Origin of the sequence: Marininema halotolerans, from assembly GCF_900116235.1 — a bacterium.
Classification (GTDB): Bacteria; Bacillota; Bacilli; order Thermoactinomycetales; family DSM-45169; genus Marininema; species Marininema halotolerans.
Genome location: NZ_FPAA01000001.1, coordinates 202,349 through 223,504, shown reverse-complemented (window position 1 = coordinate 223,504; position 21,156 = coordinate 202,349). Strand labels below are relative to the sequence as shown.

Below are 21,156 nucleotides of genomic sequence, written 5' to 3'. Positions count from 1 at the left end.
AGGGTGCGCATTTTCAAGTACCCGCTTACCATCGATGGATGATGAGCGCACAATAATTAGACGATTAAGGACCCAAAGGGTTTACGCAGTTGCCAAGCAGGTAACAACCCCATCGTATGAGTGAGTGCGCTTATTTTAGAATGAAGAACTGGATCAGTGAATAAGTACAGAACTGAAATGTTAATAATTCAGAATCGAGTGTTCGCAAGAACAATAAAAGGAGCGGTAGTGATGTACGATTATACAGTGGAAACTTCGGAACAAGTGGATGATGCCATTCGCTCTTTAGAGCAGGCACTTTCGTTTAACGGATATAGTGTGCTTTGGAAATTAGATATTCCAACCAAATTGATGGAATCGGGCATTGCTTTAAAGCAAGACTTTCGCATTCTGGAAGTGTGTAATCCTGATGTAGCCAAAAAAGTCTTGAGTCGCAATCAAAAGGGTGGATATTTTCTTCCTTGTAAAATGGTGGTTTACCGTAGTGAAGAAACACTGAAAACCCATATTGGATTAACGAGGCCAACGGTATTATTAGGGTTAACGGAAGATGATGATCTGCGTCAAATCGGCGAAGAAGTAGAGGCCGAGTTAATCCAGATTATTGATGAGGCAAAGCGCTAAGCCGTTAAGTGATCCTTTATCGGCTTTTGACTCTTCTTAGAGGAAGTGGTTTCTCATTCCGTCTAGAAGACCCTATAAGTGGGTGGCTATTGGCTTGGTCGTAGGTAACTTATTTGGTTCGTTGCTATTCAACCAGGGAATTTCACTCGCATTCTTTGTTGGTAGTTTATTTATACCCGCGGCATTCTTGTTTGTTTCCTTCAAGAAGTCAAAGGGTGAATGAAGACGACGAGCACCTCAATGTGACGAGTCCATTCGTTATCGGATAGAATGGAATGAACACAAGAGGGTTTTTAAGCACCAGAAAGGACTCTTCCTTCATCGGGAGAGTCCTTTCTGGTGTGGCTAAGTTATGTTTGAATAATAGGCTTGCCAGCAAGAGAGTGCCTATTTTTTCGGAAGTGCATACATTAACACAAAATAGATGAGCCCTACAGGAAAAAAGCCTGAGACAAAAAAGAGAATAAGGGTTACGAGGCGTACGATGGAAGAAGAAATTCCAATTCGTTGCGCGACGCCACCACATACACCACCAAGGATTTTGTCGGACTGAGATCGATAAAGACTCAATTTACTACCTCCTTATGTAGGTGCAAAGCATTCCTGCTGGCTAGGGTGAATTTGTCTTATTTCAATATCGGTGGTAATCACTCGGATACTATGGAATACCCGATTGAAGCCAATTATAAACGTCCGCCAAGCTTTACTAATAATCCTTCGACGGTTTCCACTTCCTTCTCATCGACAATCACCGTAACTGAAAGGTCTTCAGCCCCCCATTCATCGCTTCCATCAGACATACCACTTGCTTTCGCGTCACTTGCGCGAAGAATATTGCCTCCTAATTCATCCATCGTCGATCCCATTTGCCAGGAGGGTCCGAGCAGCGTTTCTGCTACAGGGAAAGCGAGATGACCGACTTCAGCAGTGAGGTCGGGGTTAAAGCGAGCAAGATGGACCTCATGATAGCCATGGGTTTTTAAACGTTGGACGGCTTCAATTGCCCGTTGTTCGGTACGAAAAAAAGCGAAGATGGTCCGTTCTGCCATGGTATGTTTTCTCCTTTGTACTAATCGTAGTCGTATCAACCGCTTACTAGAGGGACTTCCGACTCCTTCAGTCGGAAGTATGTCAACTAGTCATGGGTTGTCACATTATGCCCCCCAAATTCGTTGCGCAAAGCAGCGACCACTTTGCCTGGAAAGGTGTCCTCTTCTAAGGATCGATAACGCATCATTAATGAGAGTGTAATAATGGGTGTAACCGCTTTTAGCTCAAGGGCCGTCTGTGCTGTCCACAAACCTTCCCCTGACGATTGCATAACGCCACGGATCTTTTTTAATTCAGGATCCTTAGCAAAGGCGGAGGCGGTTAATTCCATTAACCAGCTGCGAATGACTGATCCATGGGACCAAACACGGGCCACTTGTTCATAGTTAAAAGAGAAATCACTCTTATCTAGTACCTCAAAACCCTCAGCAATCGCTTGCATCATGCCATATTCAATGCCATTGTGAACCATTTTAAGAAAATGCCCACTCCCACTTTCGCCAGCGTAGTGGTATCCATCCGTTACTGCGAGACATTGGAAGAGTGGTTCGATTTGGGTAAACACTTTATTGTCTCCGCCAATCATAAAACAGGCTCCTTCTCGAGCGCCTGATATCCCCCCCGATGTACCGACATCTAACAAGGTGATCCCGGCTTCTCTTAGGCGAAGCCCACGTTCGATTGAATCTTTGTAAAATGAATTTCCACCATCAATCACAATATCCCCCGAATTCAACAAGGGAGTTAATTGTTGAATCACTTTTTCAGTCACATTTCCTGCGGGTACCATCATCCATATCACCCGAGGAGGATGGAGTGAGGCGATTAATTCTTCGATGGATGGGTAAGGTTTTGCCCCGAATTGGCTAATTTGTTGGATAGCAGAAGTGTCCACGTCATAGGCACTGATTGAATAGCCTTGATCCAATAGATTCAGAGCGAGGTTGGCTCCCATTTTCCCCAAACCAATCATGCCAAGTTGTTGCATTGGATTGATCCCTCCTTTGGAAGTAGTATGGGATATACGGATAGAATCTCATACGAGGAAATCCATTTATTTGAAGAGTTGAAATCGTTTCCTTGTAGATAGGGTAAAACCGATGAAATGTAGGATTGTCTTAATAAGTGCACAAATGGTTCGCGGAAGTTTACAGCGAAAAAAAGAATTTAAAGACATGAGCAAGCTCGATAGCGGGTATTATAGAGGTGGATCGATTGAAAAGGAGTGGTGTTTATGGGTTGGATTATTCGATTATTGCTAAATGGACTTGCGGTTATCATTGTTGCACAAATTATTCCTGGGATTCATGTTGAAGGGTTTGGTACGGCGCTGATTGTTGCCCTCGTATTGGGGATTGTTAATACAATTATTCGTCCAATTCTTGTCCTTCTGACACTGCCCATCTCCTTTCTCACCTTAGGATTATTTATTTTTATTGTGAACGCACTGATGTTCTGGTTGACTAGCGCTGTGGTCCCCGGCTTTGATGTTCAAACCTTTACAGCGGCTTTGTTTGGTTCAATTGTGATCAGTATTGTTTCGTGGTTATTAAACGGAATTTGGCGTGGATTAAAAGATTAAGGGATGAAGAAATAAAAGACCGCATGGTGTGCGGTCTTTTATTTTAGATGGAATGGGCATGACGATGACTCTCCCTTTCGTTACAATGAATGCTAGGCATGGAAAGGGGTCTCACATCATGGCACAAATGAAGTTGAACCATCTATCAAAGCAATACGAAGATGGAGTCACTGCGATCTCTGATTTTCATCTTCATATACATGATCAGGAGTTTCTCGTTTTAGTGGGTCCTTCGGGGTGTGGAAAGTCCACGTTATTGCGAATGATTGTAGGACTTGAAAGGATTACATCGGGGGAACTCATAATAGGAGAAGAGATTGTAAATGAAGTGCCTGCAAAGGATCGGGATATTGCCATGGTATTTCAAGGATTTGCGCTATATCCCTATATGAGTGTCTACGATAATCTGGCATTTGGATTAAAGCTGAAAAAATATGATCCGAGTCTCATTTCCAAGCGGGTTAGACCGATTGCAAAACTGTTAGGGCTCGAAAATCGGCTTGACCAAAAACCGGATGCGTTATCCGGTGGAGAACGGCAACGGGTTGCCCTTGGACGAGCGATCGTATGTGAACCGCGAGTGTTTCTAATGGACGAACCACTATCTAACCTGGATGCGCAGCTGCGTGTTCAGATGCGTTCCGAAATTATTCAAGTACATCGGCAACTAAAAGCGACCACCATTTATGTGACCCATGATCAGACGGAAGCGATGACTATGGCAGATCGGATCGTTGTCATGCGAGAGGGTGTTATTCAACAAGTAGCCACTCCCTCAACAATCTATCGCCATCCAGCCAATTTGTTTGTGGCAGGGTTTATAGGGTCTCCCTCGATGAATTTTGCTGAGGGGAGGTTGTTTGAGGAGATGGGTCGGGTATTCTTTCGGGGAAATGGTTTGCAAGTAGAGCTCTCTAACGCCCAAAGTCATCAGTTACGAGAGGATGGCTATATCGGTAAAGAAGTGATCTTCGGCTTTCGACCTGAGAATATTCAACAGGATCCGCAATGGTTGCAACCGGAGTCCACCTGTCACGTGAGGGGACGCGTCGAAGTTGCAGAAAATATGGGATCCGAAATGGTCTTATATCTTTCGGGCATCGCGGATAAATGGATCACTGCCCGCATTCGTCATCCATATCAATCCTGCTTTGCTATTGGCACAGAACTGTCCCTTACCTTAGATATTAGTCAAGTTCATATTTTTGACAAGGAGACAGAAAAAGCGGTATTCTAAACGACAAACTAATGGCTCGAAGGAAACGGATGGCTATTTTTGTGTGAGGGAAGTGTAGGGATGAGTATTCGTGTGACCGTTCAGGAGATAGTGGATCAGTTTAATTTAGAGATTTTAAAGGGTGGCGATGGGCTTAATCGTCAACTTATTACCAGTGATTTATATCGCCCGGGTCTAGAGTTGGCGGGTTTTTTTACATACTATCCAGGTGAGCGGTTACAAATGTTGGGGCGTACAGAATTAACCTTTATTTCGGGTTTGCCTCGAAACTTACGAAGAGAACGCCTTGAACAACTCTGCTCAGAAGAGACACCCTGCTTTTGTATCACACGGGGACAGGAACCTCCTGAGGAGCTTTTGAAAGCGGCGGAAGAAAAGGGAATCCCTGTCTTGCGAACGGGGAGTGCAACGACTCGATTTACTTCGAAAGTAACCAATTATTTGGAGAAAAGGTTGGCTCCAGCGACGACCATGCATGGTGTCCTTCTCGATATTTACGGAGTGGGTGTATTAATTACGGGTTCGAGTGGGATTGGGAAAAGTGAGACAGCGCTTGAACTCGTAAAGCTCGGTCATCGACTGGTCGCGGATGATGCTGTGGAAATTCATCAATCAGAGGAAGGGTCACTTGTCGGTCATGCCCCTGAATTGATTCGATACCTCCTTGAAATCAGGGGGCTTGGAATCATTAATGTGATGACCCTTTTTGGAGCGGGAGCCGTACGACAGTACAAAAAGCTTTCCATGGTTTGTCATCTAGAGGCGTGGCAAGAGGATCGGCAGTATGATCGCCTGGGACTGGATGAAGACAAGATGAAAATCATTGATACCGATATCCCTCTACTGACGGTGCCTGTTCGACCAGGGCGAAATCTAGCTGTTATTATTGAAGTTGCAGCAATGAATTTTCGTTTAAAACGAATGGGTTATCATGCGGCACAATCCTTTGCACAAAAGCTAAATCAAAGTTTAGCAGACCCGGATGATTTGGATTAAATGTTGAATATGGAACATCGTCAATGAAGAGCGTTAGGAGCGAGAGTCCCCTCGCTCTTTTTTGTGTTGTATAGCGCTCTATCCATGACAGGCAAAGATATAATATTGGAGGGAATATAAATGTGTTTTTTGTTAAAATAAAAAAGCATATATTATAGGTGCTTAATGACACGTTCACAATGATGAATTGGAAGGAGTGATGAATGATGTTAGATGTTTCGGAGGCAACAGTGCCCCCGTTCCAAAGTCAGGAAGAAAAAATTGATCAACGAAGGTTACACAAGATTCCGGGAATTATTATGTTTATTATGGTTTTCGGTAGTTGGGGATTGTTGATTCCGATTTGGTACATGATTCAACGTGCCAGATTAAATCGGATGCGCTCCAAACAAAAACTTTCGTGGAACCTACTCATATTTAGTTCGTTCATATCATGGGGGTCGAGTCTTTTTCTTTTCGCGCATGCGTTAGGTGAGTGGGTGCTATTAAGTTCGTGGATTGCATCGATGGGTGTCTCTTTTCGCGTCCGCGATATCTTGAATGATCACTTTCGTTCAGAGGTGATCAGTGAGGGACGAGCACTATTGTTATCGATTTTTACCTATCAACGAATGGGAACATCTCCTCGATGGGTAATTGAGGATAAGGATTGGTCAGGAGAGCAACGGTTTCAAGAATATAGGAAGTCCCAATTTTCCGGTGATTTAGAACAACTTTATAAGGATTTGTATGCTTCATTAGGGGAAGAGTACATGGTTCGCGTGAAAGAGCGAGTGATGAAGGAATACCAATTGGCGGAGCATGATTGGAAGAATCAATGGCGTGAGATGAAACGTTTTTTTGTACTCACTTCTTTGTTTCGGTCAGTTCCGATGCATAGTATGGTTGTCGATGATATTTGGCATGAGATGATGATGTTTACGAAGGATTACAAGCGATTTTCATATTCGTTTATCGGGACCTTTCTTCATCATGAGCCCAATGATGACAGGGAGAAAGAGGAGGATGCTACCCAGAGTCGCGGGTGGTTTGATTTTTGTTATACGTTATTATTTGATCCGGATGAATTAAGCCGCCTATGTTGGGGGAGCTTCTTCACCCATCCTATCCCTGCGACGTTGTTAGCATCCATAGAAAGGGAAGAGGCGGAACACTTAATTGATCGTTTGTTTCTGCCTGAGGTAAAGCATTGTCCTACTCGACATCGGCTTGCTCTATGGATGATCAAGATCGCTAAGCGCTATCTAAAGCATGTTCGTATGAAAGTTGATGTGAATGATACAAGCACCCAAAAGTTTAACTCTCGATTTCTTCCTATGCAATCCATTAAAAGCGATAGTTTTAATGCATTAGGGGGTGTGTTGTTCCTCTCTTTATATCAAAGGGATGATTTTCATTCGGAGTGGATGAAGCTATTTTCCTACTCTCGTGTAAAAAATACCTTTTACTCTTATGGAACGGGCTCTGCCTGTGGGTCTTCCTTCAGTGGAGACTTTGGGGGAGATTGTCCGGGGGGTTGTTCGAACTGCGGAAGTAGTGGCTGTGGAAGTAGTAGTAGTTGTGGAAGTAGTAGTTGTGGAAGCAGTTGTGGAAGCAGTTGTGGTGGCGGAGGGGGTGGAGACTAAGGCAAGGCAGTGCGTTTCAATCAGCAGCGAAGTAGGTTAAAATAGGGAAAGAAGTGCTTTAAGAACGGGTGGATGAAAAGGAGGATAACACCAACTATGCATTTAGCTCAGGCGATTGATCCTGTGGCTATTTCCCTAGGACCGATTCAGGTTCACTGGTATGGCATTATTATGGGTTCTGCTGCCTTATTAGGGTTGTGGATTGCCATGCGGGAAGGGCGACGGCACGGATTAGAAGATGATTTGTTTCTAGATATGATGATTTGGATCATTCCAGCAGCGATTGTAGGGGCTCGGCTCTACTATGTGTTGTTTGAGTGGAACTATTATGTTCAAAACCCAGCGGATATCATCGCGGTTTGGAAGGGTGGCTTGGCGATTCATGGTGGGTTGATCGGGGCTATTATTTCGGGTGCGTTTTTTGTACGAAAAAAAGGAATTCAGTTCTTTCAACTAGCGGATATCGTTGCGCCCAGTATCATTTTAGGACAAGCCATTGGTCGTTGGGGAAACTTTATGAATCAAGAGGCGCATGGTGGAGAAGTTAGCCGTACATTTTTGGAAAACCTCCATTTGCCAAATTGGTTGATTCAGCAGATGAACATTCATGAAACCTATTATCATCCGACATTTCTTTATGAATCCCTATGGAATATAATGGGCTTCGTATTGTTGCTTGGCTTGCGAAGATTAAACCCGCGACGTGGTGAAATATTTTTTGGCTACTTAATGTGGTACTCTTTGGGCCGGTTTTTTGTTGAAGGGTTGCGCACGGATAGCTTGACCTTTGATGGACCGGATTGGTTGGCTTCTTTATTAAATGGCTTGTGGTCGCCGATGAAGGTTCTTTTTGAACCAGGGATGATGGCAAATGGAAATATTCGGATTGCCCAATTGATGAGTATTGGATTAGTGGTTCTTGGTTTCGTCTTTATCATTGTGCGCCGGGTGCGTGGAGTGGCTCGTGAACGTTACTTGATGTCGGAAGAGAAGGCAATGGGGTGACTTTGTTGGGATATGATGCAGTTCTTTTTGATCTGGATGGTACGTTGTTAAATACAACCCCACTCATCCTCTCATCCTTTCGTCATACCTTGGATCATTATTGTCCAGGAGAATATGGAGAAGACGAAATTTTAGCTTGCCTTGGTGAACCTTTGCTGGAACAGATGGCCCGTTTTGGTGGAGAAGAACAGGCTGAAGAGATGGTGGCAACCTATCGTCAGCATAATATTGCCCACCATGATGAGATGGTTCTTGCCTTTCCAGGGGTATTGGATACCCTTCGTCTTTTGCATCAAAAAGGGATTCGCCTTGGGGTGGTCACAAATAAATACCGGAGAACTGTGGAGATGGGACTGTCTCTTTGTGGATTAACTCCCTTTATGGAAGTCGTGGTCTGTCTTGGCGAAGCGGAAGAAGCGAAACCCCATCCAGCCCCGATTCAGCTGGCTCTGAAGCACTTGGGAGTTGCACCTGAACGTGCCCTGATGGTTGGCGATAGTCGCTTTGATCTTTTGGCAGCACAGCGTGCAGGAACCGTTTCCGTGGGTGTGGCTTGGACTCATCATGGGAAGGAATCTTTACTCCCTTATCATCCTGACCATCTGATTGATACCATGGCTGAACTACTACCGATCCTTGGGATCGAGGCTGAAGAAAGTTCAGTAGATCAGGTGAATGGATCCCGTTCCCATGGCTAATTTACGCTACGAATGGTACTTCTGCTTAATTGGATATTGCTGAAGTTTCATCACAAAGACCGTGCTTCCTTTGTTAGGTTCCACGGTTTTTTGTGATGGCGAAGGTGAATGGATTGCGTAAAATTAACGGGATTGAAAAGGGTGTGATGAATTGGGCACATGGGAGATACGACAAGAAGTGCCTCCAGTAGAAGGGTATCTTCATCTTCGCAAAATTGCTGGACTTAGTGAAAAGGAGGCAGAGGCAGCAGAGATTGGATTGGTAAATAGCTTATTCGCTGTTTGTGCCTATTCAGATGATCAGTTGATAGGGATGGCACGCATTGTTGGAGATGGGGGTCTCAATTTTGAAGTGGTGGATGTCGCGGTCAATCCCGATTGTCAAGGAAGGGGTATTGGGTATGCTCTCATGTCTGAAGTGATGGCATATTTGGATCAACATGCTCCCAAGAGTGCCTATGTTAGTTTGATTGGCGATTTACCCGGTCAATCGTTATATCGTAAATTTGGCTTTCGAGATACAGCCCCATCGATTGGGATGGCTAAGAAGTATTAACCGGTGCGCTGAAAGAGTCAAAAAACACAATCCGCTCTTCATTACTTAGGGAATAAGCGGGTTGTGTTTTGTATTTTCTAGTATCCGATGGTTAGTCATCTAAACCGATGGCTTCTGTAATGGAGGAAAGGCCATCTTGTTCCAAACACTGAAGTAATTCGCGATTAATATCCCGCACAATGGATGGTCCATGATAGATCATCGCTGTGTAGATTTGGACGAGAGAAGCGCCAGCGCGAATTTTTTCATAGGCATCCTTGCCATCAAAGACGCCCCCTACTCCGATAATGGGAAGGCGAGCTTCGCTAATCCGACGGATATCACGTATCATTTCTGTCGATTTTTGAGCAAGGGGACGCCCTGAAAGACCCCCTGTTTCTGATTGATGCGTGCTGGTAAGACCTTCTCTGGAAAGGGTGGTATTTGTGGCGATGATCCCATCAATTTCTTGATCCATCGCGACGAGTACCACTTCACGCAATTGATCGTTGGTGAGGTCTGGGGCCACCTTTAAGAAAATCGGCCGAATCTCTCCTGTCTGTTCCTGGAGGTGTTTTCGTTTCTCCATCACGGCGGTAAGCAATTTTTGGAGGGATTCCCCTTCTTGGAGATCGCGTAGGTTGGGTGTATTGGGGGAGCTGATGTTAATAACAAAATAATCCCCTTGCCGATAGAGGGTACACAACCCCTTTTGATAATCGGAGGCGGCTTGTTCCTGGGCAGTCACTTTGTTTTTCCCAAGATTAATTCCAATGGGGATCGCCGGCCGAGGGAGTTCTGTGAAATGGCGCGCGGCTTCTTCGATGCCACCATTATTAAAACCCATACGATTAATAATGCCCTCATCCTCAGGAAGACGAAAGAGGCGAGGTTTTGGATTTCCATTTTGTGCAAGGGGAGTGAGCGTGCCCACTTCGACAAAGCCAAAACCAAGTGCGGCAAGAGCAGGGTAAACTTGAGCATGCTTATCAAACCCTGCCGCCAAGCCAACAGGATTATAAAAAGTGAGTCCCCCCAGTTTAACGGTGAGTCGAGGGTCGCGCAGGACCATTTTTTGTTCCAGTGTGGTGAGCACACCTGGAATACGTTGAGCTCGTAAGAGGTTTTTAACCGTCCATTCATGGGCTTGTTCAGGGTCCATTTTAAATAGCATGTTTTTTACAAAGGGGTAGATCATGGATATATCCTTTCCCATATAAGCATTCTTCTTCGTAGAATACCACAATTTTATTAAGGATGTGGAGGATTTAACGAGCGGATATGAAACTCCGATAGCAACTAGTTAACGCCTTGCATCAACCTTACTATTTGGTAAATCAGCATCCCCTGTTGAATGTCCCAACCGTGCATGTATAGGAATCTGTACTTTGCGGGACAAAAATTGTCTTGTTTGAGACTATACTACCATAAGAAAGGCTCGTACATGCATGTACGAGCCTTCCCATTTGTGTGATCTCAAGGGACCCGTTTATAGGTGTGCTGATTTTGTTCATTGATTGGCCTACTCATTTCATTAATCGCTAATGTTTATTAAGCTAAAAATCCAATGAGTACACATCATAAAATTAAGAATCATCATCTCCTATGCCTTTCCCTCGGATTTAGGAGGTGTAGATTTTGACACGGCTTAAACTCACCTCGGCAATTGTAGTGAAAAAGAGCTATACGAAAAAATAAACAAAAGCACATAACAGAGTATGATTTTATTTTAAATGAGTATAATTAATACTTTATACCAAGGGGTTAATATAAACTTAATTTTCATTAATGCTAAAAATATTTACATTATTTATATATTTATTTATTATGATATAATCTATTTAATGCATATATAATTTAAATTAATTTATTAATTGACTTTATTTTATTGTGGATATATAATTATATTTGCCCTAACGTTAAGGTAAAACATGGTAATGATGGATATACAGTTTGTATATGTGCGCAAAATACAATACTGTTATATGCTATTTATTAAAGGGGATTATAATGAAAAAAAACTTCATACTAACACTGTCCTTTGCTTTTATTCTATCAACGTTCGTACCATATAGCGCTAATGCTGAAAATTCAATCAATTTTCCGCCTCCCAGGGAAGATGAAACTCCTATTAGTAAAGATAATGGCCCCACAGAACAAGAGCTAGATAAATTTCAAGAGGAATACGATAAAGAAATGCAAGCCATTTTAGATGAAAATCCGATTAGTCCAGAAGAAATGGATCAATTGGAAGCTGAGAAGGCAGAAAGAAGCGATGCAGATTATATAGAGAAGGAAAAAGTGCCGACCGATCCTAGATCCCTCCCTACTAATGATCAAGAACTGAACCAGATGATGGAAGAAGCCGAATTACATCCCGATAGTGATCCTCTTGGGAAAACAGCAGCTTCTGAGAGTATTCCAGATCGAAGTAGTGGTAAAGCGAAGTGGAATAAGTTTATAAATGGTGATATTGCAGTTGCTAGAGGTGCATCAAGTCTCCCTTGGGGTTATTATCGCCACTGTGGTGTGTGGAGTACTAGTAATAAAAAATTAATTACTGCAAATATATCTAATGGGCTAAAAGTACAATGGGAGACTCAAACACAATGGAATAAAAGTTATTCAAAAATTAAAGGTGTATCCGTCAATTCAATGAGTGCTCATAAAACAAAAAAAGCAGTGAAATATATGATAGCACAACTGGGTGAGCCCTATCGCCTAAGTGCTAAAACAGTCTCATATAGCTGGTATTGTTCTAAGCTAGCTTGGGCTGGTTATAAAGGACAGGGAACTGATATTGACAAAGATGGTGGAAGATACGTAACGGTTGATGATATCTATAATGACAATAATACTAAAGTGTTCACATCATTCTAGTAGAATAGAAACAGCAAATTCCTATTTGGTGGAATTTGCTGTTTAGATTATATGTACAAAGGAGTTCAACGGTGAGAAAATTAATAATAGTTTTACTATTGTCTATTTCAATGATTCTTTCGGGTTGTCAAAGTATATTTGAAAAAAGCTATAGATGGCATAAAAATGATATAATAGTTTCCAATGGGCATGAGATTTTTAAATTGAGCTCAAATTTTAAAAAGGTGACGAGTATTTATAAACAAAGAAGATCCTATTTTTCTAGTATAATGTATAATGCTGGAAAGGGTAGCATTATGATTACCTCATTACCCGATAATCAGATTATTCAATTGAATAAAAATGGGGTATTTAAGTATGGTACTCCACCTTCAAGTTTTGCTGATTCAAGCGGGAGATATATTGTGATGAGCAATGATGAAATTTATGCTGACTCAAAGGGCGCGATTCAAGGGAAATGGAGTATTTTCGATTTAAAGAAGAAGAAATCGGTTTATACAGAGAGAATATATGGTGATTTTAGAAATATAATTACTTATAAAAACAAAGCATATATAACCACTTATGGTGATATATATGATAAAAAAAGTTCCAACATATATGAAGTGGACTTAAAAAAAGTTCATTCTAGGCCTATCTTTAAACACTTTGAAGCATGGGCACCTCATGTCATTTTAGATGAACAAGGTCATCCATTTGGGCTGTATACCCATTGGGATTTTGGAACGATAAACCAATTGACTAACATAGATATGAAAAGTGGAAAGACCAAACTGATTGCAGATCTAGCGCCATATGTTTGGGATGGTGAAATAGTTGGGAAATATGCTGTGATTATTCATTATGATGAAAATGGAACAGAAATAAAGGGGAACAACCATATATCTATTGTAAATCTAGAAACAAAGAAAATACGAAAAATCGAAAACAATGACATTGGAGATGTTTTTGATATTGTTCGATATGGGGATGAGGTGCTAATTACTGATCTCAATGGAAGGATTCACAAGCTAAATCCGACAACTGGAGATATGGAAAGTAGGATGGTAGATAAGGAAGGACTGCTTCATATTACTACAGTTAACTAATTCTGTATTAGTAACTATGTTGGTGAGGAGAAAAAGATGGGTAATAGAAAGTTAACACTCAATAAATTATCATTATTATCTTTTGTGTTAATGATTATTGGTATATTGTTGTGGTTGATATATATATTTATTCCGCAATTTAGTGATCCAGATTCCCCTTTGGCTTTGAGTTTTCCTCTTTGGGTTCTCACTTGGATAATAAATCCTATCGGTGCTTTGATTGGGGTATTTAGAATAAAGAAGGATTTTGGGTTTAGTTTATTTTGTATTTTGGGAAATATTTTTGTTGTTCTATTTGGATTCATATTGTTTTTTCTTTTTCTTTTTAACATTTTATAACAATATAAATATTGAATGTTGTCTGCTAGGGTATTGATATGGAAGATGAAGCTGTGTCCTATATGGATATGCCTTGTCTATAAAAATAACTTGAGTTGCTGGATAGCAACTCAAGTTATTTTTTCTTATCTGGCGACAGGGTGGTTATCACTGCGTACCATGGATTCCTTTGATTTTGTTGATGATAGAGAGGAGAGCTGTCATTTAGGGTGTGCTTCTGCTATGGTGTATGACTGCGATATCGGTCTATACTATTTGAATGACGATGGACTCCATTAACTTATTGTGTTTAATGGGGATTTGATGGGCTTGATGGCAATCACATTATCAAGGGGATATAGCTGAATATACCATAAACCACTCGCATGAGTATGAGACGAGAGAAACGGAGGGAAACACGTGATCCTACCTTTTGCAACAATGAATGAAGATAAATTAAAAGAAGCAAAGCGTGTGCTAAGCCCCCATGGGATCCAGGTCACTTCACTTCCTGTACCCTTAGTCGAACCCGATACAGGGAGCATTGAGTCTGTTGCGTGGGAGAAGTTAAAGCAGGTTCGTGAACGTGGCTATGAACGAGCGATGGTGGATGATGCGGGCATATTTTTTGCAGCGTATCCCTTTTTTCCTGGGATTTTAACAAAACGGATATTTAATCGCATTGGCTATAAGGGCATGCTAAAACTATTAGAAGGAGAGAGTCGGCAAGCTTGGTTTGAAGGGGCGATGGGTGTGTTATGGGATGGGGAGACCGTGGTTTTTTCGGCAAAAACGCCAGGTGAGATATTAGAGCATGTTCCTCATCATACGCCAGAAGAACCTGGTTTTCCTTTTAACCGTATTTTTGTACCCGAAGGTGAACATCGTACCTTTGGAGAGATGAGCATGGAAGAGCGTGAAGCTTACTCCTATCGTGGTCAGGTGTTAAAGAAGGTAGCTCATTGGTTGATCCAGCAGGGAAGTGATTGACGATTTACAATTATGGGTGTTACACTACTAGGAAAAAAGCTGATGCTTCATTTCATTAGCGAACTAAAGTATCAGATGAAGGAGTGAAAACGGATGTCAAAACTACGTACCTTTGAAAAACCGACAGGCGTCCGTGATCTTCCACCCGATATCACGGCTAAAAAACGTTGGGTAGAGGCCCGGGTAGAAGAATGTTTTCGGCGGTGGGGGTATCGAGAAGTTGTGACACCTACATTGGAATTTTTTGAGACAGTCGGTGATGCAAGTGCAATAGCAGAACATAAACTTTTTAAGTTGCTGGATAAACAAGGGCAAACGCTAGTGCTTCGTCCTGATCAGACGGCACCGATTGCACGAGTGGTATCTTCTTTATTAGGTGAAGAACCAATTCCCATGCGGCTTCATTATCATGGCAATGTCTTTCGCGCTCAGGAGCGGGAGGCGGGTCGCTTTGCTGAGTTTCACCAATCCGGGGTTGAACTTGTTGGGGATGCATCCCCGGAGGCAGATGCTGAGGTGATTGCCTTAGCGGTGGAAACATTGAAAGAGTTGGGTATTGCCCCTCTGCAATTGGTTGTTGGACACATCGATTTATTGGATGCACTTCTCCTGGAGCAGACGGGTTCGAGCCAAAACGTTGAAGTGTTAAAACAAAGTCTTGGTTCCCGCGATGTTGTCGCCTATCAAAAGCAAGTAAGTGAATTGGATATCGTTTCTTCCAAGCAGGAGAAACTTTTGCAACTTCTCCGATTTTGCGGTGATGAAGAAGTCTTTACATTATTTGAGGAGCATACGCATTGCGAACGGGCGTTAGCAGGGGTCAATCATTTACGCAGAATTTGGTCTGTGTTGCAGGACTGGGGCGTTGCCGAGCATGTCATGTTTGATTTGTCGCTAGTGGGAAGTTTGGATTACTATACGGGCATTTACTTTGAGGGATATGGAGCAGCGGGCTACTATCTTCTTTCAGGAGGACGTTATGATCATTTATTAGCACGTTTTGGGCGAGATCATCCTGCTCGAGGATTTGCATTAAAAACGGATCGACTCATTATGGCAAGCCCAGGAGGTCCGAGGAAAATTGAGCGGATCGCACTGGTTTATTCCGTTCGATCCCGTCGGAAAGCTTTTCAACAGGCGAATTATTTGCGAACAAAAGGGAAGGCAGTTGTGCTTTATCAAGAAGAAGACCAAGTGCCTGATCAAGAATTTGACCGTGTGGTACGTGTTAAGGAGGAGGGCTTGGATGATTAGACAAACTCCTTTAACGCTGGCGATGCCTAAGGGGCGTATATTTGGAGAAGCCTTGGAACTTTTAAAAAAGGCAGGATTAAAGGTGCCTGGGGAATGGACTGAGGACTCACGAAAGTTGACCATCGAGGTACCCGATGAACAACTCTCCTTTTTAATGGTTAAGCCGATGGATGTCCCTACCTATGTTGAGCATGGTGTAGCGGATTTAGGTGTAGTCGGAAAAGATGTGTTATTGGAAGAGGAAAGGGATGTACATGAACTGCTTGATTTGATGATCAGTCCATGTCGCATTTCAGTGGCAGGGATGCCTGATTGGACACCCCATGCAAACCTGAAAGTAGCGAGCAAATATCCCCATATCGCCAGCCAATGGTTTAAACAGCAAGGGGAACAGGTGCAGGTGATTCACTTAAATGGTTCAGTAGAGTTAGCGCCGATGATTGGGTTAGCGGATCGAATTGTCGATATTGTGTCCAGTGGTCGTACATTACAGGAAAATGGCCTGATCGAATTAGAAGAAATAACAAAGATTACTTCACGCTTAATTGCGAACCGTGCAAGCTATCGGTTAAAAAAGGGTCGGATTAGTGGGATTGTGGCAGGATTAACGCGTGTGGTGGCACAGGAAGGAGCGCTTAGATGATCGCCATAGTGAAGCCGGATGAATTGATAACGCGTCGTGAAGAGATCAGCGTCTCCTCGAAGGAAGATGGCGCGGTAAAAGAAATCCTTTCTCGCATCAGAAGGGAAGGGGATAAGGCTGTCCGTGAATTGACTGCACAGTTTGATGGCGTGGAGTTGTCTACATTTGAAGTCACGGATGTCGAAATCGAAGCGGCAGTGTCCAAGGTTTCTTCTGAAGTGAGGGATGCCCTCACGCTTGCGGCGAAGCGGATCAGGAAATACCATGAGCGGCAAAAACAGAACTCATGGATGGATACGGAAGAAGACGGCACCGTGTTGGGTCAACTGATACGACCTTTGCAAAAAGTGGGGCTTTATGTACCCGGAGGTCGCGCTGCATACCCTTCTACCGTGCTAATGACGGCCATTCCGGCAGCGGTGGCGGGAGTAGAAGAAGTGATCATGGTAACGCCGCCAGATTCGAATGGCGAAGTGCCCTCTCCTACCTTGGTTGCAGCGCGAGAAGCAGGAGTGACCCGGATCTATAAGATTGGCGGAGCCCAAGCAATTGCCGCGTTGGCGTATGGGACCGAGAGCATCAGCTCTGTCGATAAAATTGTGGGACCGGGAAACGCCTATGTTGCCCATGCAAAGCGGTTGGTATATGGGCAGGTGGATATTGACTCCATTGCAGGGCCGAGTGAAATCGTGGTAATCGCTGATGAGCACGCGAATGCCAGGTACATCGCAGCGGATTTGATTTCACAGGCGGAGCACGATCCAATGGCCTCAGCGGTTTTGCTTACCCCCTCGACTTTCCTCGCAGAGAAGGTGACCAATGAGCTTCTAGAACAGTGCGAGGGATTACCACGAAGGAAGATTGCGACAACATCCCTAATCAATCATGGAGCGCTTTGTATCACACAGGACCTTAATGAGGCGATGGAGCTGGCCAACCGCTTAGCCCCCGAACATTTGGAATTGATGGTGGAAGATCCATGGCGGTGGGTAGGAGCGATTAAAAATGCGGGAGCGCTTTTCCTCGGACAGTGGAGTCCCGAAGCCGTTGGGGATTATTTAGCAGGTCCCAATCATGTTCTTCCAACCAATGGAACGGCACGTTTTTTCTCACCACTCTCAGTGGAGGATTTTAGCAAAAAGACGAGTTTAATATCGTATAGTCAAAAGGCGTTACTTCGAGATGGTCCTGCTGTGATCGCCATTGCAGAGGCAGAGGGGCTTACTGGGCACGCGGCTTCGATTCGAGCACGAATTGAAAAGGAGGAGTAGGTAGCGATGAATCACCGAAGCGGGAGCATCCAACGGACAACAAAAGAGACGAACATCCAGTTAAACATCCAGCTAGATGGACAGGGGGAAACGGAGCTCTCCACCGGGGTACCTTTCTTAGAGCATATGCTTGATTTATTTGCAAAGCATGGATTGTTTGATCTAAAGGTGGTTGCCCAGGGAGATCATGAGGTTGACGATCATCATACGGTGGAAGATATTGCGATTTGTCTTGGAGAGACGATTCGTGAAGCAATCGGTGATAAAAAAGGAATCCGTCGCTATGGGAATGCCTCCGTTCCCATGGATGAGTCTTTGGGTCAAGTGATTATTGATCTTTCCAATCGCCCCCATCTTGAATTTCGAGCGGATTTTCCCCAAGGGAAAGTAGGCAATTTTGATACGGAATTGGTCCATGAATTTTTTTGGAAACTGGCCTTGGAAGCAAGGATGAATCTTCATGTAATTCTTCACTATGGACGGAATACTCACCATATGATTGAATCTCTTTTTAAAGCCTTGGGGCGAGCGCTGGATATGGCGACTCAAGTGGATCCTCGGGTGAAATCTGTTCCATCCTCCAAGGGAGTGTTATAAACATGATTGCAATTATTGATTATGGCATGGGCAATTTATACAGTGTGAGCCAGGCATTAGAGCGTATGGATTATGAGTACTGCATCTCTTCGGATGAAGAAACCATTCGATCCGCTTCGGGTGTGATTTTGCCAGGGGTTGGAACCTTTGGTGATGCGATGCTGGAGTTAAAGCGTCGTAATTTAATCGATGTAATCCGGGATATTGCTCTTTGTGAAGGCAAACCCCTCCTAGGAATTTGTCTGGGTATGCAACTCCTCTTTACAAGTAGTGAAGAGTATGGCTATCATCAAGGCCTTCATCTATTACCCGGACACGTGAAACGATTTGTTGGGGATTTTAATATTCCGCATATGGGATGGAACGACCTTAGATTTCATAGTCCCCATCCACTCTTGAGAAGTGTCGAAGAGGGGGCTGTTTACTTTGTACACTCCTATCATGTCTTTCCCGATAATCCAGACGATATTTTAGCAGTGACCGATTACCATGGAGAAGTGACGGCGATTGTTGGTCGCAACAAAATCTTTGGGATGCAGTTTCATCCTGAAAAAAGCGGTGATACAGGGGAGCATTTATTAAAGAACTTTGCTCATCTATGTTGTAAGAGGGAGGTTGCGGTAGGATGAGCTTTGATGTCTATCCAGCGATTGATTTGCGTGGTGGTAAATGTGTGCGCTTGTATCAAGGGGATTATGAAGCCGAGACCGTTTATAGTGAAGATCCGCTTACCGTTGCCCGAAAGTGGGTTTCCAAAGGAGCAGAGTGGTTACATGTAGTCGACTTAGATGGTGCTCGCTCAGGCGATCCGATTCATCTCCCTGTTATCAAAGAAATAACCCGTTTGCTACAAGTACCGATCCAAGTAGGTGGCGGTGTCCGGGATATGAAACGGCTTGAGCAGTTACTTCAATGGGGAGTGAGTCGAGTCGTAATCGGTTCAGCTGCCATTGACCATCCGGCTTTTGTGCAGGAGGCGTTAGGGTTATATGGTGACCGCATCGCACTAGGATTAGATGCATGGGATGGTCGTGTTGCTACCCATGGATGGGAAGAAAACACAGGAATTCTTGTCGAGGACGTCGCAAAAAAAATGGTGGGTTTTGGAGCAGAAACGTTTATCTTTACAGACATCTCCCGGGATGGAACGCTTCATGGTCCCAACATCCCAGCCATAAGAAATGTAGCCTTTGCTTCTGGAAAATCGGTGATTGCATCGGGAGGTGTGCATTCCGTTGCTGATATGGAAGAACTAAGGCGGCATGAACATGAAGGAGTAACCGGAGTGATTGTGGGAAAAGCGCTGTATACTGGCGATGTTGATTTAGAAGAAGCACTGGTGAAGTTGAAGGGGGAAGAGGGTTGATTAAAAAACGAATCATTCCTTGTCTAGACGTAAAGGATGGCAGGGTAGTGAAGGGGGTTTCCTTCCTCAACTTACGGGATGCAGGTGATCCTGTAGAGCTTGCTACGCAATATGATCAAGTGGGAGCCGATGAAGTGGTTTTTTTAGATATATCGGCATCGCAAGAGGGGCGTGGCACTATGGTTGAGGTGGTTCGCCAAGCAGCTGGTCAGCTGCGTATCCCCTTTACTGTAGGTGGGGGCATTCGTGATACAGAAGACATGTATCAATTACTTCGTGCGGGTGCAGATAAAATTTCGGTGAACACTGCAGCGCTTCTTGATCCATCGCTCATCGAGGACGGGGCTCGACGTTTTGGAAGCCAGTGTATGGTTGTGGCGATCGATGCTTGTTGGATGGATGATCGCGATGACTGGTTTGTCTTTACCCATGGGGGCCAAAAGAAAACAGACTGGCGTGTCGTTGATTGGGCGCAGGAAGCCGTAAGGCGAGGGGCTGGGGAAATACTCTTAACGAGTATGGATCAGGATGGCCAAAAAAATGGGTTTGATCTGCCACTCACCCAAGCGGTTGCTTCCTCCGTTCGTGTACCTGTAATTGCCTCAGGAGGAGCAGGTACAATGGAGCATTTTGTAGAGGTGTTTCATGAGACTTCCGCTGCAGCGGCACTTGCTGCTTCCATTTTTCATTATGGAGAAATCAAAGTGAATGAGCTAAAAGCAACGTTAAGAGAAGAGGGGGTGGCCATACGATGACGACAGATGAGGAAAAACCACTTTCTCTGGATTGGAACCAGCTTCGTTTTGATGAAAATGGGTTGATTCCAGCAATCGTTCAAGATGCGACGAGTAAAGAAGTACTGACCCTTGCTTATATGAACAAAGAAGCCATTCAAAAGACCCTTGAAACAAGGGAGACCTGGTTTTGGAGCCGGTCTCGTCAAGAATTATGGCACAAAGGAGAGACATCTGGAAATACGCAGTCGGTTCGATCTGTCTGTACGGATTGTGACCAGGACGCATTGTTAGTCCGTGTACTCCCTACTGGACCTGCGTGTCATACAGGAGAAGTTTCATGCTTTCCCAATGATTCGGATCTCAGTGATCGTTATGGAATACTGACGGAATTAGAATCGGTAGTTGCTGCGCGGGAAATAAAAAGACCAAAGGACTCTTATACCACCTATCTTTTTGATGAAGGGGTCGATAAGATATTAAAGAAAGTGGGAGAAGAGGCGAGTGAAGTGATTATTGCTGCGAAAAACGGTTCCACCGAAGAACTCGCATGGGAAATCTCTGATTTGTTTTTTCATCTCATCGTCCTGATGCGTGAGCAAGGTCTATCGATGGATCAGGTTTTAACGGAATTAAGAAAGCGACATCATCAATAATAAGGAG

At 43.8% G+C, this 21,156-nt stretch carries 24 protein-coding genes; 20 read left to right on the top strand and 4 right to left on the bottom strand.

Going from position 1 to position 21,156, the window contains the following annotated elements; translation table 11 throughout:
- Nucleotides 1-231: 231 nt before the first annotated feature.
- Nucleotides 232-624, top strand: coding sequence for a DUF302 domain-containing protein (locus CHX35_RS01145; protein ID WP_091832570.1), 393 nt, complete (start codon nucleotides 232-234; stop codon nucleotides 622-624).
- 387 nt (nucleotides 625-1,011) lie between these two features.
- On the opposite strand, the gene CHX35_RS01140 is transcribed toward CHX35_RS01145, so the two are convergent.
- The 3 genes from CHX35_RS01140 to gnd form a co-directional block, all read right to left on the bottom strand.
- A complete protein-coding gene (locus tag CHX35_RS01140) occupies nucleotides 1,012-1,194 on the bottom strand; it encodes a PspC domain-containing protein (protein ID WP_091832567.1) in 183 nt (60 codons plus the stop codon).
- 113 nt (nucleotides 1,195-1,307) lie between these two features.
- On the bottom strand, nucleotides 1,308-1,673 hold the full coding sequence (locus CHX35_RS01135) for a hypothetical protein (RefSeq protein ID WP_091832564.1): 366 nt from the start codon (nucleotides 1,671-1,673) through the stop codon (nucleotides 1,308-1,310).
- Between the two features lie 86 nt (nucleotides 1,674-1,759).
- A complete protein-coding gene (gene gnd, locus CHX35_RS01130; RefSeq protein WP_091832561.1) occupies nucleotides 1,760-2,662 on the bottom strand; it encodes a phosphogluconate dehydrogenase (NAD(+)-dependent, decarboxylating) in 903 nt (300 codons plus the stop codon).
- A gap of 246 nt (nucleotides 2,663-2,908) precedes the next feature.
- On the opposite strand from gnd, the gene CHX35_RS01125 reads away from it, so the two are divergent.
- The 7 genes from CHX35_RS01125 to CHX35_RS01095 all read left to right on the top strand — a co-directional run bounded on the left by CHX35_RS01125 (nucleotide 2,909) and on the right by CHX35_RS01095 (nucleotide 9,373).
- Nucleotides 2,909-3,256 carry a phage holin family protein gene (locus tag CHX35_RS01125; protein ID WP_091832558.1) on the top strand — a complete coding sequence of 116 codons (348 nt, stop codon included), beginning with the start codon at nucleotides 2,909-2,911 and terminating at the stop codon, nucleotides 3,254-3,256.
- Between the two features lie 118 nt (nucleotides 3,257-3,374).
- Nucleotides 3,375-4,493 (top strand): ABC transporter ATP-binding protein, encoded by a 1,119-nt coding sequence (locus CHX35_RS01120; RefSeq protein ID WP_091832555.1) that lies wholly within the window; start codon nucleotides 3,375-3,377, stop codon nucleotides 4,491-4,493.
- A 60-nt stretch (nucleotides 4,494-4,553) separates the two neighbouring features.
- Entirely contained in the window at nucleotides 4,554-5,489 is a 936-nt protein-coding gene (hprK, locus tag CHX35_RS01115) for an HPr(Ser) kinase/phosphatase (protein ID WP_091832551.1), read from the top strand.
- 206 nt (nucleotides 5,490-5,695) lie between these two features.
- Nucleotides 5,696-7,114, top strand: coding sequence for a glycine-rich domain-containing protein (locus CHX35_RS01110; protein ID WP_091832548.1), 1,419 nt, complete (start codon nucleotides 5,696-5,698; stop codon nucleotides 7,112-7,114).
- A 96-nt stretch (nucleotides 7,115-7,210) separates the two neighbouring features.
- A complete protein-coding gene (gene lgt / locus CHX35_RS01105) occupies nucleotides 7,211-8,119 on the top strand; it encodes a prolipoprotein diacylglyceryl transferase (protein ID WP_091832545.1) in 909 nt (302 codons plus the stop codon).
- Complete coding sequence (gene ppaX / locus CHX35_RS01100; protein WP_091832542.1) at nucleotides 8,116-8,817, top strand: pyrophosphatase PpaX; 702 nt, start codon at nucleotides 8,116-8,118, stop codon at nucleotides 8,815-8,817. The genes lgt and ppaX overlap by 4 nt, the downstream gene beginning before the upstream one ends.
- 151 nt (nucleotides 8,818-8,968) lie before the next feature.
- A complete protein-coding gene (locus tag CHX35_RS01095) occupies nucleotides 8,969-9,373 on the top strand; it encodes a GNAT family N-acetyltransferase (RefSeq protein ID WP_091832539.1) in 405 nt (134 codons plus the stop codon).
- Nucleotides 9,374-9,464: 91 nt separating this feature from the next.
- Here CHX35_RS01095 and CHX35_RS01090 read toward each other — a convergent pair whose 3' ends face one another.
- Nucleotides 9,465-10,547 (bottom strand): quinone-dependent dihydroorotate dehydrogenase, encoded by a 1,083-nt coding sequence (locus CHX35_RS01090; protein ID WP_091833418.1) that lies wholly within the window; start codon nucleotides 10,545-10,547, stop codon nucleotides 9,465-9,467.
- 815 nt (nucleotides 10,548-11,362) lie between these two features.
- Between CHX35_RS01090 and CHX35_RS01085 the strand changes: the two genes are divergently transcribed.
- The 12 genes from CHX35_RS01085 (at nucleotide 11,363) to hisIE (ending at nucleotide 21,149) form a co-directional block, all read left to right on the top strand.
- The gene (locus CHX35_RS01085) at nucleotides 11,363-12,232 is read left to right on the top strand and encodes a YiiX/YebB-like N1pC/P60 family cysteine hydrolase (protein ID WP_091832536.1); all 870 of its coding nucleotides are present in this window, start codon (nucleotides 11,363-11,365) and stop codon (nucleotides 12,230-12,232) included.
- Between the two features lie 71 nt (nucleotides 12,233-12,303).
- On the top strand, nucleotides 12,304-13,320 hold the full coding sequence (locus CHX35_RS01080) for a hypothetical protein (RefSeq protein ID WP_091832533.1): 1,017 nt from the start codon (nucleotides 12,304-12,306) through the stop codon (nucleotides 13,318-13,320).
- A gap of 36 nt (nucleotides 13,321-13,356) precedes the next feature.
- On the top strand, nucleotides 13,357-13,659 hold the full coding sequence (locus CHX35_RS01075; RefSeq protein ID WP_091832530.1) for a hypothetical protein: 303 nt from the start codon (nucleotides 13,357-13,359) through the stop codon (nucleotides 13,657-13,659).
- Nucleotides 13,660-14,058: 399 nt separating this feature from the next.
- Nucleotides 14,059-14,628 (top strand): non-canonical purine NTP pyrophosphatase, encoded by a 570-nt coding sequence (locus CHX35_RS01070; protein ID WP_091832527.1) that lies wholly within the window; start codon nucleotides 14,059-14,061, stop codon nucleotides 14,626-14,628.
- A 93-nt stretch (nucleotides 14,629-14,721) separates the two neighbouring features.
- Nucleotides 14,722-15,882 (top strand): ATP phosphoribosyltransferase regulatory subunit, encoded by a 1,161-nt coding sequence (gene hisZ / locus CHX35_RS01065; RefSeq protein ID WP_091832524.1) that lies wholly within the window; start codon nucleotides 14,722-14,724, stop codon nucleotides 15,880-15,882.
- Nucleotides 15,875-16,525, top strand: a complete 651-nt coding sequence (hisG, locus tag CHX35_RS01060; protein WP_091832521.1) for an ATP phosphoribosyltransferase — start codon at nucleotides 15,875-15,877, stop codon at nucleotides 16,523-16,525. Before hisZ ends, hisG begins: the two co-directional genes overlap by 8 nt.
- On the top strand, nucleotides 16,522-17,796 hold the full coding sequence (gene hisD / locus CHX35_RS01055; protein ID WP_091832518.1) for a histidinol dehydrogenase: 1,275 nt from the start codon (nucleotides 16,522-16,524) through the stop codon (nucleotides 17,794-17,796). Before hisG ends, hisD begins: the two co-directional genes overlap by 4 nt.
- 6 nt (nucleotides 17,797-17,802) lie before the next feature.
- Entirely contained in the window at nucleotides 17,803-18,393 is a 591-nt protein-coding gene (hisB, locus tag CHX35_RS01050; protein ID WP_091832515.1) for an imidazoleglycerol-phosphate dehydratase HisB, read from the top strand.
- A 2-nt stretch (nucleotides 18,394-18,395) separates the two neighbouring features.
- Nucleotides 18,396-19,022 carry an imidazole glycerol phosphate synthase subunit HisH gene (hisH, locus tag CHX35_RS01045; protein ID WP_091832512.1) on the top strand — a complete coding sequence of 209 codons (627 nt, stop codon included), beginning with the start codon at nucleotides 18,396-18,398 and terminating at the stop codon, nucleotides 19,020-19,022.
- On the top strand, nucleotides 19,019-19,759 hold the full coding sequence (hisA, locus tag CHX35_RS01040; protein WP_091832509.1) for a 1-(5-phosphoribosyl)-5-[(5-phosphoribosylamino)methylideneamino]imidazole-4-carboxamide isomerase: 741 nt from the start codon (nucleotides 19,019-19,021) through the stop codon (nucleotides 19,757-19,759). Before hisH ends, hisA begins: the two co-directional genes overlap by 4 nt.
- Entirely contained in the window at nucleotides 19,756-20,514 is a 759-nt protein-coding gene (gene hisF, locus CHX35_RS01035) for an imidazole glycerol phosphate synthase subunit HisF (RefSeq protein WP_091832507.1), read from the top strand. The genes hisA and hisF overlap by 4 nt, the downstream gene beginning before the upstream one ends.
- Nucleotides 20,511-21,149 (top strand): bifunctional phosphoribosyl-AMP cyclohydrolase/phosphoribosyl-ATP diphosphatase HisIE, encoded by a 639-nt coding sequence (hisIE, locus tag CHX35_RS01030; RefSeq protein WP_091832504.1) that lies wholly within the window; start codon nucleotides 20,511-20,513, stop codon nucleotides 21,147-21,149. The genes hisF and hisIE overlap by 4 nt, the downstream gene beginning before the upstream one ends.
- Nucleotides 21,150-21,156: the final 7 nt, after the last annotated feature.